15 protein-coding genes are annotated in these 15504 nt (G+C 72.8%); 3 read left to right on the top strand and 12 right to left on the bottom strand.

What is annotated here, in order from left to right; genetic code table 11:
- Position 1: 1 nt before the first annotated feature.
- The 9 genes from cysD to V9U70_RS17690 all read right to left on the bottom strand — a co-directional run bounded on the left by cysD (position 2) and on the right by V9U70_RS17690 (position 8412).
- Positions 2-937: a sulfate adenylyltransferase subunit CysD gene (gene cysD / locus V9U70_RS17730; protein WP_336676377.1), complete on the bottom strand. Its 936-nt coding sequence runs from the start codon at positions 935-937 to the stop codon at positions 2-4.
- Positions 934-1503, bottom strand: a complete 570-nt coding sequence (gene cysC, locus V9U70_RS17725; protein ID WP_336676375.1) for an adenylyl-sulfate kinase — start codon at positions 1501-1503, stop codon at positions 934-936. The genes cysD and cysC overlap by 4 nt, the downstream gene beginning before the upstream one ends.
- Positions 1503-2219 carry a phosphoadenylyl-sulfate reductase gene (locus tag V9U70_RS17720; protein WP_336676373.1) on the bottom strand — a complete coding sequence of 239 codons (717 nt, stop codon included), beginning with the start codon at positions 2217-2219 and terminating at the stop codon, positions 1503-1505. Before V9U70_RS17720 ends, cysC begins: the two co-directional genes overlap by 1 nt.
- Positions 2216-2395, bottom strand: a complete 180-nt coding sequence (locus V9U70_RS17715; RefSeq protein ID WP_336676371.1) for a hypothetical protein — start codon at positions 2393-2395, stop codon at positions 2216-2218. Before V9U70_RS17715 ends, V9U70_RS17720 begins: the two co-directional genes overlap by 4 nt.
- Positions 2392-4089 (bottom strand): nitrite/sulfite reductase, encoded by a 1698-nt coding sequence (locus tag V9U70_RS17710; protein WP_336676369.1) that lies wholly within the window; start codon positions 4087-4089, stop codon positions 2392-2394. Before V9U70_RS17710 ends, V9U70_RS17715 begins: the two co-directional genes overlap by 4 nt.
- 116 nt (positions 4090-4205) lie before the next feature.
- Positions 4206-4289, bottom strand: a complete 84-nt coding sequence (locus tag V9U70_RS17705) for a putative leader peptide (RefSeq protein WP_309486338.1) — start codon at positions 4287-4289, stop codon at positions 4206-4208.
- Positions 4290-4496: 207 nt separating this feature from the next.
- On the bottom strand, positions 4497-5090 hold the full coding sequence (locus V9U70_RS17700; RefSeq protein ID WP_336676368.1) for a GNAT family N-acetyltransferase: 594 nt from the start codon (positions 5088-5090) through the stop codon (positions 4497-4499).
- Positions 5091-5103: 13 nt separating this feature from the next.
- A complete protein-coding gene (locus tag V9U70_RS17695) occupies positions 5104-6495 on the bottom strand; it encodes a helix-turn-helix domain-containing protein (RefSeq protein ID WP_336676367.1) in 1392 nt (463 codons plus the stop codon).
- A gap of 279 nt (positions 6496-6774) precedes the next feature.
- Positions 6775-8412, bottom strand: a complete 1638-nt coding sequence (locus tag V9U70_RS17690) for an acyl-CoA dehydrogenase family protein (RefSeq protein WP_336676366.1) — start codon at positions 8410-8412, stop codon at positions 6775-6777.
- Positions 8413-8486: 74 nt separating this feature from the next.
- Here V9U70_RS17690 and V9U70_RS17685 point away from each other — a divergent pair, with 74 nt between their 5' ends.
- Entirely contained in the window at positions 8487-9644 is a 1158-nt protein-coding gene (locus V9U70_RS17685; protein ID WP_336676838.1) for a YihY/virulence factor BrkB family protein, read from the top strand.
- Between the two features lie 33 nt (positions 9645-9677).
- On the opposite strand, the gene V9U70_RS17680 is transcribed toward V9U70_RS17685, so the two are convergent.
- From V9U70_RS17680 to V9U70_RS17670, 3 genes are read right to left on the bottom strand one after another with little or no spacing between them, the layout of a single operon-like run.
- Positions 9678-11228 carry a 3-hydroxyacyl-CoA dehydrogenase gene (locus V9U70_RS17680; RefSeq protein WP_336676365.1) on the bottom strand — a complete coding sequence of 517 codons (1551 nt, stop codon included), beginning with the start codon at positions 11226-11228 and terminating at the stop codon, positions 9678-9680.
- Positions 11229-11243: 15 nt separating this feature from the next.
- Entirely contained in the window at positions 11244-12044 is an 801-nt protein-coding gene (locus V9U70_RS17675) for a CoA-transferase subunit beta (RefSeq protein ID WP_336676363.1), read from the bottom strand.
- Positions 12041-12961 (bottom strand): CoA transferase subunit A, encoded by a 921-nt coding sequence (locus V9U70_RS17670; protein WP_336676836.1) that lies wholly within the window; start codon positions 12959-12961, stop codon positions 12041-12043. The genes V9U70_RS17675 and V9U70_RS17670 overlap by 4 nt, the downstream gene beginning before the upstream one ends.
- Before the next feature lie 223 nt (positions 12962-13184).
- Between V9U70_RS17670 and V9U70_RS17665 the strand changes: the two genes are divergently transcribed.
- The gene (locus tag V9U70_RS17665; protein WP_336676361.1) at positions 13185-14198 is read left to right on the top strand and encodes a LysR family transcriptional regulator; all 1014 of its coding nucleotides are present in this window, start codon (positions 13185-13187) and stop codon (positions 14196-14198) included.
- A gap of 14 nt (positions 14199-14212) precedes the next feature.
- Positions 14213-15430, top strand: a complete 1218-nt coding sequence (locus V9U70_RS17660; RefSeq protein ID WP_336676359.1) for an acetyl-CoA C-acetyltransferase — start codon at positions 14213-14215, stop codon at positions 15428-15430.
- The last annotated feature ends 74 nt before the right edge of the window (positions 15431-15504 follow it).

Raw genomic sequence — 15504 nt, 5'->3', positions numbered from 1 at the left:
CTTAGAAGTACCCCTCACGCTTGCGGTCTTCCATCGCGGCCTCGGACATCTTGTCGTCCGCGCGGGTGGCGCCCCGCTCGGTGAGCCGGGAGGCGGCGATCTCGGTGATCACGGCTTCCAGCGTCGTGGCGTCGGAGTCGACGGCGCCCGTGCAGGACATGTCGCCGACCGTGCGGTAGCGCACCAGGCGCGTCTCGGTGGACTCGTGCTCCTTGGGGCCGCCCCAGTGGCCGGCGGTCAGCCACATGCCGTTGCGGTTGAACACCTCGCGCTCGTGGGCGAAGTAGATCTGCGGGAGCTCGATGCCCTCGCGCTCGATGTACTGCCAGACGTCCAGCTCGGTCCAGTTGGAGATGGGGAAGACCCGGACGTGCTCGCCGGGGGCGTGCCGCCCGTTGTAGAGCTGCCACAGCTCGGGGCGCTGACGGCGCGGGTCCCACTGCGAGAACTCGTCGCGCAGGCTGAACACCCGCTCCTTGGCGCGCGCCTTCTCCTCGTCGCGCCGCCCACCGCCGAACACCGCGTCGAAGCGGTGCTGCTGGATCGCCTCGGTGAGCGGGACGGTCTGCAGCGGGTTGCGGGTGCCGTCGGGGCGCTCGCGGAGCTTCCCGGCGTCGATGTACTCCTGCACGGAGGCGACGTGCAGCCGCAGCCCGTGCCGGGCCACCGCGCGGTCCCGGTAGTCCAGGACCTCGGGGAAGTTGTGCCCGGTGTCCACGTGCAGCAGGGTGAAGGGCACCGGCGCGGGCGCGAACGCCTTCAGCGCCAGGTGCAGCATCACGATGGAGTCCTTGCCGCCGGAGAACAGGATCACCGGCCGCTCGAACTCACCCGCCACCTCGCGGAAGATGTGCACGGCCTCCGACTCCAGCGAGTCCAGGTGGCTGAGCGCGTACGGGTTGACGGTGCCTTCCGGCACGGTGGTGACGGCGCTCACGCCAGACCCCTCTCGGTGAGCAGCGCGTGGAGCGCCGCTGCGGACTCCTGCACGGTCTGCTGGTGCGACTCGATCCGCAGGTCCGGCGACTCGGGGGCCTCGTAGGGGTCGTCGACCCCGGTGAGACCGCTGATCTCGCCCGCCGCCTGCTTGGCGTACAGCCCCTTCACATCGCGTACGGAGCACACCTCGACCGGCGTCGCGACGTGCACCTCCAGATAGGTGGTGGACTCGGCGGCGTGCCGCTTGCGGACGGCCTCGCGGCTGTCGGCGAACGGGGCGATGACGGGGACCAGCGCCTTCACGCCGTTGGCCGCGAGCAGCTCGGCGACGAAACCGATCCGGGCCACGTTGGTGTGCCGGTCCTCGCGGGAGAAGCCCAGCCCCGCGGAGAGGAACTCGCGGATCTCGTCGCCGTCGAGCACCTCGACCCGGTGGCCCTCGGCCCGCAGCCGGCCCGCCAGCTCGTAGGCGATGGTGGTCTTGCCCGCGCTCGGCAGACCGGTCAGCCAGACGGTGGCTCCCGTCTCCGTCACGCTCATCGAACCCTCCTGATCTGTCGTCATCAGCCGTGCAGCCCGCATTCGGTCTTGCCCCGCCCGGCCCAGCGCCCGGCCCGTGCGTCCTCGCCCTCCAGCACCCGCCGGGTGCAGGGGGCGCAGCCGACGGAGGCGTAACCGTCCATCAGCAGCGGGTTGGTGAGCACCCCGTGCTCGGCGACGTAGGCGTCCACGTCGTCCTGGGTCCAGCGGGCGATCGGGGAGACCTTGACCTTGCGGCGCTTGGCGTCCCAGCCGACGACCGGGGTGCCCGCCCGGGTCGGGGACTCGTCGCGGCGCAGGCCCGTGGCCCAGGCGGCGTACCCTCTCAGGCCGTCCTCCAACGGCTTGACCTTCCGCAACGCGCAGCACAGGTCGGGGTCACGGTCGTGCAGCTTCGGGCCGTGCTCCGCGTCCTGTTCCGCGACGCTCCGGCGCGGGGTGATCGTGATGACGTTGACGTCCATGACCGCGTCCACCGCGTCACGGGTCCCGATGGTCTCGGGGAAGTGGTAGCCGGTGTCGAGGAAGACCACGTCCACGCCCGGCATCACCCGCGACGCCAGGTGCGCCACCACGGCGTCCTCCATCGAGGAGGTGACGCAGAAGCGCGAACCGAAGGCGTCCGCCGCCCACTTCAGGATGTCGGACGCCGAGGCGTCCTCCAGCTCCCGCCCCGCACGCTCGGCCTGTTCGCGCAACTCCTGCTCGGTCGGCTGTCCGGTCTGCGCAGTGCCCGTCATATCCCGTCCCCTTCGGCCTCGTTGCGCACGACGCCCCGAGCCAGCAGGCCCAGGAACTTTAGCTGGAACGCGCGGTTGCAGGAGGAGCATTCCCAGGCGCCGTGGCCACTGTCGTGGGGGCACAGGTCCTCGTCCCCGCAGTACGGGCAGTGGAAGGGGGCGGCCCGCTCGCTCATGACAGCGACTCCGCGTCGGCGCGCGCCGCCCAGGTCGCGAAGCGCTCGCCGTCCTCGCGCTGCTCCTGGAAGCGGCCGAGCACCCGCTCGATGTAGTCCGGCAGTTCGGCGGAGGTCACCTTCAGTCCGCGCACCTTGCGGCCGAAGCCGGCCTCCAGACCGAGCGCACCGCCGAGGTGGACCTGGTAGCCCTCGACCTGACGGCCGTTCTCGTCCAGCATCAGCTGGCCCTTGAGGCCGATGTCGGCGACCTGGATGCGGGCGCAGGCGTTGGGGCAGCCGTTGATGTTGATGGTGATCGGGTGCTCGAACTCCGGGATGCGGCGCTCCAGTTCGTCGATCAGGGCGGCGCCGCGCGCCTTCGTCTCGACGATCGCCAGCTTGCAGAACTCGATGCCGGTGCACGCCATCGTGCCGCGCCGGAACGGGGAGGGGGAGACCCGCAGGTCGAGCGCCTCCAGGCCGGAGACCAGGGACTCCACCTGCTCCTTCGCGACGTCGAGCACGATCATCTTCTGTTCGGCGGTGGTGCGGACCCGGCCGGACCCGTGGGCCTCCGCCAGCTCGGCGATCTTGGTGAGCGTGGTCCCGTCGACCCGGCCCACCCGCGGGGCGAAGCCCACGTAGAAGCGGCCGTCCTTCTGGCGGTGCACCCCCAGGTGGTCCCGCCAGGTCTGGGCGGGCTGCCGGGGCGCGGGGCCGTCGGTCAGCTCGCGTTTCAGGTACTCGTCCTCCAGCACCTGGCGGAACTTCTCCGGGCCCCAGTCCGCGACGAGGAACTTCAGCCGGGCGCGGGTGCGCAGCCGCCGGTAGCCGTAGTCGCGGAAGATGCCGATGACTCCGGCGAACACGTCAGGCACCTCGTCCAGCGGCACCCAGGCGCCCAGACGCACCCCCAGCTTGGGGTTGGTGGAGAGTCCGCCGCCGACCCAGAGGTCGAAGCCGGGCCCGTGCTCCGGGTGGTCGACGCCGACGAACGCGACGTCGTTGATCTCGTGCGCCACGTCCAGGTGCGGGGAACCGGAGATCGCCGTCTTGAACTTGCGGGGCAGGTTGGAGAAGTCGGGGTTGCCGATGAAGCGGCGCTGGATCTCGTCGATGGCGGGGGTGCCGTCGATGATCTCGTTCTCCGCGACGCCCGCGACGGGGGAGCCCAGGATCACGCGCGGCGTGTCGCCGCAGGCCTCGGTGGTGGACAGGCCCACCTCTTCGAGCCGTCGCCAGATCTCCGGCACGTCCTCGATGCGAATCCAGTGGTACTGCACGTTCTGCCGGTCCGTGAGGTCGGCGGTGCCCCGGGCGAACTCCTGGGAGATCTCGCCGATCACTCGCAACTGTCGCGTGGTCAGCCGTCCGCCGTCGATGCGCACGCGCAGCATGAAGTAGCTGTCGTCCAGCTCCTCCGGCTCCAGCACCGCGGTCTTGCCGCCGTCGATGCCGGGCTTGCGCTGCGTGTACAGCCCCCACCAGCGCATGCGCCCGCGCAGATCGTTCGGGTCGATGGAGTCGAAGCCGCGCTTGGAGTAGATCGTCTCAATACGTGTCCGTACGTTGAGACCGTCGTCGTCCTTCTTGAACTGCTCGTTCCCGTTGAGAGGGGTGTGGTGGCCCACGGCCCACTGGCCCTCGCCACGGTGCCGTCCGGCCTTGCGGCGGGGCGTGGCGGGCGCAGGCTTATCCGGGATAGCGGCCATGACAATACGTCCTTCGGGACTGCGGGAGGGCGGCTCTGAACTGCACACTCGCGCTGAGGCGCGGCGGTGCGCGGGGCGTTGCAGAGGGAAGAGGGGGGCGGCGGGTGCTGGGGCTCTCAGCTCGCCGGACAGATGGCGCTGGACATGCGGCCGAGGTCGACGTGGCGTCGACTCACCAAGGCAATTCCAGTTCCGGACATGACGGAAGCGTGTCACGCACATCTCGCGGCAGTCCACCACAATCCACTATGTGGACGAGATGGTCCTGACAGGTGAGATGGTGTGGCGGTGGTCACAGAAAGCGGCGACGGCAATGGCGACAAACCGCCCGAGAGTGGTGGGCACCCGAGCCCGCCGCGGCCGGGATCGTGCGGTGGCCCGAGGCAGCACCGCGCCCGGCGGAGCGGTCAGGAGCCGTACGCCCCGGGCCACGGCCCCGGAGCCGCCGCCTCGGGCTCCACCTCGGTCCTCGTGTCGAAGAGCCGGAAGCCGCGCCGCAGGTAGTTGCCCATCGCGTGCGGGCCGTCCTTGGAGCAGGTGTGCAGCCACACCCGCCGTGTCCGCGGTCGCTCCGGCCGCCGCTCGGCCGTGTCCCAGGCGCGCGCCACCCCGTACGAGAGGAGGTGGCCGCCGATGCGCCGCCCCCGGAAAGCCGGGATCAGCCCGAAGTACACGATCTCGACCACGCCGTCGTCCTGCCCGTCCAGCTCGACGTAACCGGCGGGCGTCCCGTCCACGTACGCCACCCAGGTCTCCGCCCCGGGCCTCTCCAGGACCTCGCTCCACTGCGCGTACGTCAGCCCCAGCCGGTCCGTCCACCGGATGTCGCCGCCCACGGCCGTGTAGAGGAAACGGCTGAACTCCGGCAGCGGGAGCTGGGACCGGACGATCCGCACATCTCCCTCAGGCACGGCGGCGGGGCGGAGATCGCCCGGCGAGGTCTGCTCCAGCGACCAGACGGTCACTTCGGTGGTCGGCGCGGCGGCGTAGGTGTCGCTCATGGCGGTCAGAAAATCATGCCGCGGGGCCGCCGTGCACGGCGGCCCCGCCCCCGCCGGACCCGGGGGGCGTCCCGACGGGCGGGGCGGGCGTACCCGGGCCCGTCGCACCGGGGCGCCCGCGGTCCATCCGCCGCGCCTCCACCACCACCGGGGCGGTCGAGTGCGGCAGCAGGTCGGCGGGGTGCTCCGGGCGGACCACCTCCACCTCCACCCCGTCCGCGAAGCGGTACGGGCGGTGGGCCAGCACCTCCGCCAGCCGTCGCCGCAGCCGGGAGACCTCCGCCCGGACCGTCACCGTCCGGGTGGCGTCCCCGAACACGTCCAGCGCCAGCTCGGAAGCGGTGCGCCCGTGGCGGTGCACCGCCAACGCGTACAGCAGCTCCGCGTGGCGCGGCGAGAGCCGCTGGGCGCAGTCGCCCAGCGGGCCGGTCAGATGCACGGCGAGGGACCGCGGCCGGCTCAGGTCCAGCACCACCCGGCGTCCAGGCCCCTCCGCGCCGCCGTCGTCCGCCTGGACCAGCCACCCGCCCGGCAGCGGCTCGACGCGGCACATGCCGAGCGAGGGCAGCCAGACCCGCCCCGGCCTGAGCGACTTCGGCAGCGGCAGCCGGTCCACCGGAGGCATCCCCGTCACCGCGGCCAGCCGGCCGTGCGTGTCCACCGCCAGCGCCCGCCCGCCCAGTCGGCACAGGATCGGCGCGGCCACCGCGCGCAGCCGCTCGACCTCCACCAGGTGCCGGGAGCGGATCTCACCCTCGGCGAGCCGGGTCACCGAGTCGACCAGCGCCAGCGTCGCCGGGTGGGCGGTGGCCGCCGGCCCACTGAGATCCACGACCCCGATCAGCCGCCCGTCGCGCGGGTCCCGGATCGGGGCCGCCGCGCAGGTCCAGCCGTGCAGCGCCCGGATGAAGTGCTCGGCCGAGTGGACCTGGACGGGGGCGCGGGCCGCCAGCGCCGTACCGATCGCGTTCGTCCCCGTCGCCGCCTCCGCCCAGGCCGCCCCCTCCTGGAGGCAGATGTCGTGGGCCCGGCGCAGCACCGCGCTGTTGCCCTGACGCCACAACACCCGGCCGTCGGCGTCGGTGATCACCATGATCTGCTGAGTCTCGTCGGCGATCGACGCCAGCCCCGCCTGCAACAGCGGCATCAACTCGCCGAGTGCCGTGCTCCGGCGCCGGTGCTCGATCTCGTCCGTCTCCAGCAGCTCGCTCTCCGGCGACTGCTCCGGATCGATGCCGCTGCGCACCACGCGGTCCCACGAGGCGTCGATCTCGGCCCGGGGCACGACGCTCCCGCGCCCGCCCGTCAGCCGCGTCTCCCGGGCCCGGTGGAGCAGGCGTACGGCGTCGCGGTCCGTACCCCGGCCGGTCACCCGCACCACCCCGGCAGATTCTGTCCTGGCCATGGTCTCCCCCGAACGCTCCCCGTGCTCCGGCCCCCGGCGCACGGCCCGGTCCCCGCACCGCCCCGAGAGGACCGTTGTACAGTCCACACAACGCTTGCAACCCTTTGCAACTCTGGCCATGTGCTGCCGGCCCGTAGAAGAGTGACAGAACACCGTGCGCCGGGTCTTTCCGGCCGCCCGGTGGTGCATGAGCGTGGAGGGTGGTGCCGTGTCGGCGCAGCACCACTCTCCTCCGCTTCCCCCCGACGCCTGTCACGGGGCTCCCCCGGAGGGCAGCCCTCAGGCGACGTCCGGCCGGGCCCGCGCCACCACCGACGCCAGGTCCAGCGTGTGCGGCAGCGTCCCGAACGCCGAACCCCAGTCGCCTCCCAGACGCGAGGCGCAGAACGCGTCGGAGACCTCCGACGGGGCCCAGCGCACCAGCAGCGATCCCTGGAGCACCAGGGCGATCCGCTCCACCAGCCGCCGGGCCCGCGCCTCGATGCCCTCCAGGTCCGCCAGCTCGGTCAGCAGGTTCCGGATCGCCGCGTCGAGCCGGTGGTCCGCCCCGCGCGCCTTCCCGACCTCGCGCAGGAACGCGTCCAGCGCCCGCGGCTCCCGTTGCAGCGCGCGCAGCACATCCAGCGCCTGCACATTGCCCGACCCCTCCCAGATCGAGTTGAGCGGCGCCTCACGCAGCAGCCGGGGCATTCCCGACTCCTCCACGTACCCGTTGCCGCCCAGGCACTCCAGCGCCTCGCCCACCACCGCGGTGCAGCGCTTGGTCACCCAGTACTTCGCCGCGGGCGCCGCGAGCCGCAGGAAGGCCCGCTCCTCCTCGGTGTCCGTGTCGTACGCGCAGGCCAGCCGCAGGGCCAGGACCGTCGCCGCCTCCGACTCCAGGGCGAGGTCCGCCAGGACGTTGCGCATCAGAGGCTTGTCGATCAGCGGCCCGCCGAACGCGCGACGGGAGGCGCCGTGGTGGATCGCCTGGGCCACCGCCTGCCGCATCAGCGCCGCCGAGCCGACCACGCAGTCCAGCCGGGTGGCCGCCACCATCTCGATGATGGTGCGCACGCCGCGCCCCTCCTCGCCGACCCGCCGGGCCCACGTCCCGTCGAACTCCACCTCGCTCGACGCGTTGGACCGGTTGCCCAGCTTGTCCTTCAGCCGCTGGATCGCGAACACGTTGCGCACGCCGTCCGGCAGCACACGCGGCACCAGGAAACAACTGAGCCCGCCCGGCGCCTGCGCCAGCACCAGGAATCCGTCCGACATCGGCGCCGAGCAGAACCACTTGTGCCCGGTGAGCAGATACCCGCCGTCCCCCGGAAGCGGTTCTGCCCGCGTCGTGTTCGACCGCACGTCGGTGCCGCCCTGCTTCTCCGTCATCCCCATCCCGAAGAGCACCCCGCTCTTCGTCCCGGCGGGCCGCAGCCCCTCGTCGTACGTGTGCGAGGTCAGCAGCGGCTCCCACTCGGCGGCCAGCGCCGGATCGGTCCGCAGCGCCGGCACCGCGGCATGCGTCATCGACAGCGGGCAGCCGTGCCCCGCCTCGGCCTGCGTCCAGACCAGGAACCCGGCGGCACGCCGGACGTGCCCGGCCGGACGCCCCCAGGCATCGGTCAGCCCGGCGGAGACGGCACGGCTCAGCAGCCGGTGCCAGGAGGGATGGAACTCCACCTCGTCGACGCGGTGCCCATAACGGTCGTGGCTGCGCAGAACGGGCGGATACGTGTTCGCCTGCGCCCCCCACTCCTGGACCTGGGCGGAGCCCGCGGCCCGGCCGAGGGCTCCGAGTTCTTCCAGGGCCTCGGGCAGGACGCCCGGCTCGATATGCCGCCCGACGGCCTCGGACAGGGCCCGATCGGCTGCGAAGACGTCATAGTCGACCAGCGGCGGAACCTGATTGGTCACGGTGTGGGTCGTAGCTGCCATGCCGATACGGTAAGGACGTGCAGGCAGCAAACGAAACACCCGAGCGGCCACCGGGCCGGCTCCACCGGGCGCGAGTGCTCTACCGCAACGTGTCCAAACGGCGGATGGCGTGGCATTTGCTCAAGGACACCGTCAACTCGTGCATCGAGTACCGCATCCTCGGACTCGCGGCAGAGGCGGCGTTCTTCACCCTGCTCTCGCTGCCCCCGCTGCTGCTCGGGCTGATCGGCCTGCTCGGTTACGTGGACGAGTGGACGACGACCACCACGGTCGCCTCCATCGAGCGCAACATCCTCTCCGCCTCCCAGGCGGTGCTGTCCGAGCGCGGGGTCGAGGACTTCGCCGAACCACTGCTCGCCGACGTCACGACCGGCGCCCGCCCCGACATCATCTCCATCGGCTTCGCGATCGCCCTGTGGTCCGGCTCGCGCGCGGTGAACGTCTTCATCGACACCATCACCGTGATGTACGGACTCGACGGCCACCGCGGGATCGTCAAGACCCGGCTGCTCGCCTTCCTGCTCTACGTCGTCGCCCTGCTGCTGGGCGCGGTGGTGCTGCCGCTGCTGGTCGTCGGCCCGGACCGGGTGGTCGAGCTCGTGCCCTGGGGCACCGAGGTCATAGCCGTCCTGTACTGGCCCCTCGTCATCCTGCTGACCGTCGCGTTCCTCACGACGCTCTACCACGTGTCCGTCCCGGTGCGCTCACCCTGGATCGAGGACGTGCCCGGAGCGCTCGTGGCGCTCGGCATGTGGGTCTTCGGCAGCTTCCTGCTGCGGATCTACCTCACCAACACCGTCGAAGGCCCCACCATCTACGGCTCCCTGGCCGCGCCCATCGCCGTCCTGCTCTGGATCGGCATCTCGGCCTTCGCCGTGCTGGTCGGCGCCGCGGTCAACGCGGCCATCGACCGGGTATGGCCCTCGCTCGCCACCGCCGCCGCCCGCGAGGCCACCGAACGCGCCCGGGCGGCCCAGGCCGCCGAGTTCGTCGCCCGGATTCGCCCGGCCGTCTGGGACGGCGCGGACGACGAGGACGACGGCCCCGCGTACATGCCCTCCGAGTTCCCCGAGCGCTGGTCCCGCTTCCTGCCGCCCGACGACGTGAGGTCCCGGCTGCACGCGACATGGGAGAAGGAACCCAGGGACGCGAAGGAGAGCAAGGAGAGCAGCGGGAGCCGGGGAAGCGCTGGGAACGGACCGTCCGGCGGGAACGCCGGCCCGCACCTCTGACCCTCCCGCAGCGCGGCAGCGCAGCAGCCCCCCTCAGTCCAGGCAGTCCGCGGGCGAGGCGCCCGGGTCGGTCAGGGCGAGGCCCAGGGCGGCCCGCTCGGCGAGCCAACGGGTCGGACGGTGACGCGGGTCGCCCGTCGTCGCGTGCAGCGCCCGCCCCAGCTCCAGCATCCGGGCGGCGCCGACGCGCTCGCCCCACGCCAGGGGGCCGGCCGGATAGCCGAGACCGGTGGCGACCGCCAGATCGATGTCGGCGGGCGTGGCGAGCGAGCGTTCCGCGATCGAGCAGCCGACGGCGACGACGGAGGACAGCAGACGCTGCGCGACCGAGCCCGCGGTGTCCCGCACGACCGAGACCGCGTACGGCTGTTCGCCCTCTGCGGCCCGCGCCAGCACCGCCCGGGCGTCACGGGCGGCCGCCGGGTCGCCGGCCGCCGTCACCGCGAGCACACGCCGGCGCCCGGCGGCGGGCAACACCTCGACGCCGAAGGTACGTTCCGGGGGCAGTCCGCCCGCCGCGACGGCCTCCGCCACCGGCGTACCCCAGCCGGGCACCAGCACCACCGCCCGCGCGGAGGGCCGCCCGCCCCGCTCGAGGTCGACCCCCGCCGCCTCCAGCGCACCGGCCAGGGCCTCCTCGTAGGGGCCGGCCGCCCGCTGCCCGCCCGCGGCCCAGAACACCGGCCGCCCACCGTCACCGGAGACCGGACTCTCCGGCGCGGGGCCGGCCGCCCCCTCGCCGTACGCGTACCAGCCCCGGCCCGTCTTGCGTCCGTGCAACCCCGCCGCCACCCGGTTCGGGGTGAGGAAGGACGGGCGCAGCCGGTCCTCGTACCGGAAACCCTCCCAGATGGAGTCGATCACCGCGGCCGTCACGTCGAGCCCGGTCAGGTCCATCAGCTCGAAGGGGCCCATCCGCAGACCCAGGACGTCCCGGGCGATCCGGTCGATCTCCGCGGCATCCGCCACCGACTCCTCCAGCAGCGCCAGCGCCTCGGTCACCAGCCCCCGCCCGGCGTGGTTGACCAGGAACCCAGGGGTGTCCGCCACGACGACCGCCCGGTGGCCGCAGCCCTCGACGAGCCGGCTCAGCGCGGCCGGGATGTCCGGGCGGGTGGCCGCCCCCGGCACCACCTCCACGATCCTCATCAGCGGCACCGGATTGAAGAAGTGCAGTCCGGCCAGGCGCGAGGGGTCCTGGAGCGTCGCGGCGATCCGGGTCACCGACAGGGACGAGGTGTTGGTCGCGAAGACGGCGGAGGGGGGCAGCACCCGCTCCAGTCGGCCGAACACCTCCGCCTTGGCGCCCAGGTCCTCCCGTACGGCCTCGATGACCAGCTCCACGTCGGGGCCGGCCGCCCACGGATCGCCGAGCGGCGCCAGCCGCGCCAGGGACCCGTCCCGGTCGGCGGCGGACATCCGGCCCTTGGCCACCGCCCGGTCCAGCATCGACGCGACGAACTCCACCGCCTCGGCCACCGCCTCGGGCCGCACGTCACCGAGTTCGACGGTGTGTCCGGCGCTCGCCGCCCACTGGGCGATGCCGCGGCCCATGGCCCCGGCTCCGATGATCCTGATACGCATGGCAGTGAGGCCCTTTCAGCGGAGATAGACACGGTCGGGATCGACGTCGTCGCGCAGGAGCCGCAGCTCCGCGGGGGAGACGGGGTCCACCGTCGCGACCCGGTCGGCCGCCTTCAGGTCCCACCCGGTCGCCGCGCGGACCTGCTCGACGGTGACACCGCGGTGCACGGCGACCAGCCGCAGCTCGTCCCCGACGCCGTCACGGGCGAGAACGCCCAGCTCGGTGATGACCCGGGTGACACCGGCGCCGAGCGGACGGGTCCCGTCCGCCAGCGCCCGGTCCGGCCCGGGCGTGGTGCAGAAGTCCAGGACCTCCGTGAAGGAACGGGGGGTGTGGCGGCGCATCACCACGAAGACCTCACGGGCGTTCGCCATCACCTCGACCGCGCCGCCGGAGCCCGGCAGCCGCACCGACGGACGGTCCCAGTCGCCGATGACCGACGTGTTGAGACTGCCCCACCGGTCGATCTGGGCGGCCCCCAGGAAACCCACGTCGATGTGCCCGCCCTGGAGGACCGAACCGAACAGCGCGGGCATCGCCAGCACCGCCTCGGCCCCGGTGATCAGGACCGCGTCCGCGATGGTCTCCGGCAGATGGGAGGGGTGCGCCCCGCACACCCCGGACTCGTACACCACCTCGATGCCCGGAGCGACGGTCAGACGCGCCAGCTCGACCGCCGGCGTCGGCAACCCGATCCCCGCGAACACCGTGCGCCGCCCGGCCAGTTCCCGGGAGGCGACGACGGCCAGCAGCTCGGACGGGGTGGCGGGCGCACCACCGTCCGCGACCGGCCCCGTCACCCGCGACGCGCTCACAGCCGCCGCCCGTAGTCCACCGGCGCGCTCAGCGCCTCGCCCACCGCGAGTCCCGCCCAGTGCTCCTCGCCGAGCTTCGCCACGTACTGCCCGTGATCGGCCGTGCCGTACACCCATTCCTCCAGCCACTCCCGCAGCCGGGCCGGGTCCGCGCTGATCGCGGACCACGCCCGGTAGAAGGCGTTGTCCCGGTCGTAGTAACCCTGCGCGAACGAGGGGTGCGCCCCGCGCGGGCAGACCACCACCGCCTCGACCGCGTGGGCCGGCACCAGCGTGCGGTTCGGGTCCGAGCGCACCACCTCGTCGTCGACCAGCTCCTCCACGACCACGACCGCCCGGTCCGCCGCGTACACCGCCTCTGCCTGGACGCCGGTCAGCCCCCAGATCTGCGTGTTGCCCCGGCGATCGGCACGCTGGGCGTGGATGACGGTCACATCCGGGTTGACCGGAGGCACCACGTAGATCTGCTCGGGCGCCTGTCCCATCGGCCCCGCATAGGGCGACGTCACCTTGCGGATGGCGGGGTTGACCGAGGGAAGATCGCTGCCGCCGTACGAGCGCAGCGGATAGAACGGCAACCGCTGCGCACCCGCGAGATACCGGCAGACCATCCCGTAGTGGCTGTACTCCTCGAACGCCAGCGGCTCCGGGTCGGCCCGCTCGATCCGCCGCCGCAGCTCACCGAGCGAACCGGCGGAGGAGTTGCCCACGAAGGAGGAGACCAACCGTGCGACGCAGCCCGCCGCCACCATCTGGTCCACCACGATGTCCGCCGTCATCCGCACGACCGTCAGGCCGCGCCGGCCCTGCCGGATGATCTCGTGGCCCGCGGCGGTCGGGATCAGATGGGTGAACCCTTCGAGGCTCACGGTGTCCCCGTCGTGGACGAAGCGCGCGACGGCCTCCCGCAACGACATGACCTTCCCGGCGTCGCTCTTCACGGCCGTCGTCCGTTCCACAGCGCTCCCCGGCGTCGGAATGCAGGCAGCCCCACCGTGCCAGGCGCCATTGATCGGTGTCCAATACCGAATTAGGGTCGGATTCGGACGCCGGAGATCTCATCCGGCCACTGTGCACCGCCACACCGTCCGAGCCGCACGCCCCGTGCGCCTTTGCCCGAGCCGCACGAGGAACACCCGCATGGAACTGCGCCACCTGAAGGCCTTCCTCGCCGTGTCGGAGGAACTGCACTTCGGCCGGGCCGCCAAACGGCTCCAGATGGCACAACCGCCGCTGAGCCAGCGGATCAGACAGCTGGAGAGGGAGCTCGGCGTGCAGCTCTTCCGGCGCAACACCCGCTCGGTCCGGCTCACCAGCGCGGGGGAGGCCTTCCTCGAACCGGTACGCGCCCTCCTCGACGACCTCGACACCGCGGTACGGGCCGCCCGTTCCGCCGGCCGCGGGGAGTACGGCCGCGTCACCATCGGCTTCGCCGGAGCCTCCAGCAACGAGACACTGCCCCGCCTCACCCGGGCCGTCCGCGCCGCCCACCCCGGGCTCGAACTGGTCATGACCGGCCAGACCTACGCCAACGTCGCCCTGTCCCGGGTCGCCGACGGCTCGCTCGACCTAGGCTTCGTCCGGCTCCCGGTCAACCGGCCGGGAGTGGCGTACCGGGTGATCGACGAGGAGGAACTGCTGTGCGCCCTGCCCTGCGACCACCCGCTCGCCGGACGCGAGTCCGTGCGCCTGGGGGACCTGGCGGACGAACCGTTCGTCTCCTTCCCCGCCAACACCGGCTCCAGCGTCCGCGACGCCCTGACCCAGGCGTGCGAGAGCGCCGGCTTCACCCCGCGCGTCGTCCAGGAGGCCCCCGACTCCTACACGATCATGGCGCTCGTCGCCGCCGGGGTCGGAGTCACCCTCACCGTCAGCTCCGTCCGGCACATCCAGCAGAGCGGCCTCGTCTACCGCCCCCTCGCGGGACCGCCCATCCGCCGCCAGGCGGCTCTCGCCTGGCGTGCCGACAACTCCTCCGCCGCCCTGCACGCCGTGCTCGCCGTCGCCCGCGACGCCCTGCCCACCCCCGTACGGCCGAGCGGCACACCTACTGAGACGCCGAACCTCTCGAACGGGGGCGCATTCAGTATTGGACCGGCTCAGTCGGAGGATGCGAAGGTCAGCTCACCACCCGCGCTCCGTCCGCCGCCCTGAAGGAAGGCCTTGCCGTGCCGCTCGACATCGTCGTCTGCGAACCCCTGCGCACCCCCATCGGCCGGTTCGGCGGAGCGTTCGCCCAGCAGACTCCCGCCTCCCTCGCCGCCCGCGTCATCGCGGAGATCGTCGCCCGCACCGGCATCGACCCCGGCCTGGTCGACGAGGTGATCCTCGGCCACGCCTACCCGACCGCGGAGGCCCCCGCCATCGGCAGGGTCGCCGCCCTGGACGCCGGGCTGCCCGCCACCGTCACGGGGTACCAGATCGACCGCCGCTGCGGCTCCGGTCTCCAGGCGGTCGTTGACGCGGCGACGCAGATCCGGGCCGGCCTCAGCGACGTCGTGATCGCGGGAGGCGTCGACGTCATGAGCACCGCCCCCTACTACACCCACGACGGCCGCTGGGGGATCAAGGGCCCCGGGCTCCAGCTCCACGACTCCCTCGCCCGCGCCCGCGTCACCGCGGGCGGTGCGCACCACCCGGTCCCCGGCGGCATGGTCGAGACGGCGGAGAACCTGCGCCGGGAGTACGGGATCAGCCGTGCCGACCAGGACGCCCTCGCGCTGCGCTCCCAGCAGCGCGCCGCCCGCGCGGCCGCCGAGGGCCGATACGACGCGGAGACCGTCCCCGTCCCCGTACGCACCCGCCGGGGCGAGAGGGTCGTCACGGTGGACGAGCACCCCCGACCCGACACGACCGCCGAGCAACTCGCTTCCCTGCGGCCGATGATGGTCGGGACCGACCCCGACGCCACGGTCACGGCCGGCAACGCCAGCGGACAGAACGACGCGGCTGCCGCCTGCCTGGTCACCACCGCCGACACCGCCGAACGCCTCGGCCTCGTCCCGCTCGTCCGGCTCGTCTCCGTCGCCCGCGCCGGAGTCCCCGCCGCGACGATGGGCATCGCCCCCGTCGCCGCCACCCGCGCGGCGCTCGGCCGGGCCGGCCTCGCCCTCGCCGACCTCGACCTGATCGAGCTGAACGAGGCGTTCGCCGCCCAGGTGCTGGCCTGCACCAGGGAGCTGGGGCTCGGGGAGACGGACCACGAGCGGATCAACGTCAACGGCTCGGGAATCTCGCTGGGCCACCCGGTCGGCGCCACAGGGGCCCGCATTCTCGCCACACTCACCCGCGAACTCCACCGCCGCGAGGCCCGTTACGGCCTGGAGACGATGTGCGTGGGCGGCGGGCAGGGCCTCGCCGCCGTCTTCGAACGCATCGCGGGCTGAGGCCGGTCCGGGCCGCACCGCCGTACGGCCGTCATGCCGCCGCGCCGGCCCGAGGCCGGGGCCTCCGGTCACGG

It is taken from the genome of Streptomyces pratensis (genome assembly GCF_037137275.1).
Lineage (GTDB): Bacteria > Actinomycetota > Actinomycetes > Streptomycetales > Streptomycetaceae > Streptomyces > Streptomyces pratensis_B.
Note: the sequence above shows the minus strand (reverse complement) of the source record. Positions and strands in the feature narration are given on the sequence as shown.

Coding starts and splice junctions, on each gene's coding strand:
- V9U70_RS17690 (WP_336676366.1), bottom strand. CDS start 8,412: ATGGCAGCTACGACCCACACCGTGACCAATCAGGTTCCGCCGCTGGTC.
- V9U70_RS17700 (WP_336676368.1), bottom strand. CDS start 5,090: ATGAGCGACACCTACGCCGCCGCGCCGACCACCGAAGTGACCGTCTGG.
- V9U70_RS17665 (WP_336676361.1), top strand. CDS start 13,185: ATGGAACTGCGCCACCTGAAGGCCTTCCTCGCCGTGTCGGAGGAACTG.
- V9U70_RS17670 (WP_336676836.1), bottom strand. CDS start 12,961: ATGTCGTTGCGGGAGGCCGTCGCGCGCTTCGTCCACGACGGGGACACC.
- V9U70_RS17720 (WP_336676373.1), bottom strand. CDS start 2,219: ATGACGGGCACTGCGCAGACCGGACAGCCGACCGAGCAGGAGTTGCGC.
- V9U70_RS17710 (WP_336676369.1), bottom strand. CDS start 4,089: ATGGCCGCTATCCCGGATAAGCCTGCGCCCGCCACGCCCCGCCGCAAG.
- V9U70_RS17695 (WP_336676367.1), bottom strand. CDS start 6,495: ATGGCCAGGACAGAATCTGCCGGGGTGGTGCGGGTGACCGGCCGGGGT.
- cysC (WP_336676375.1), bottom strand. CDS start 1,503: ATGACGACAGATCAGGAGGGTTCGATGAGCGTGACGGAGACGGGAGCC.
- V9U70_RS17680 (WP_336676365.1), bottom strand. CDS start 11,228: ATGCGTATCAGGATCATCGGAGCCGGGGCCATGGGCCGCGGCATCGCC.
- V9U70_RS17705 (WP_309486338.1), bottom strand. CDS start 4,289: ATGTCCGGAACTGGAATTGCCTTGGTGAGTCGACGCCACGTCGACCTC.
- V9U70_RS17715 (WP_336676371.1), bottom strand. CDS start 2,395: ATGAGCGAGCGGGCCGCCCCCTTCCACTGCCCGTACTGCGGGGACGAG.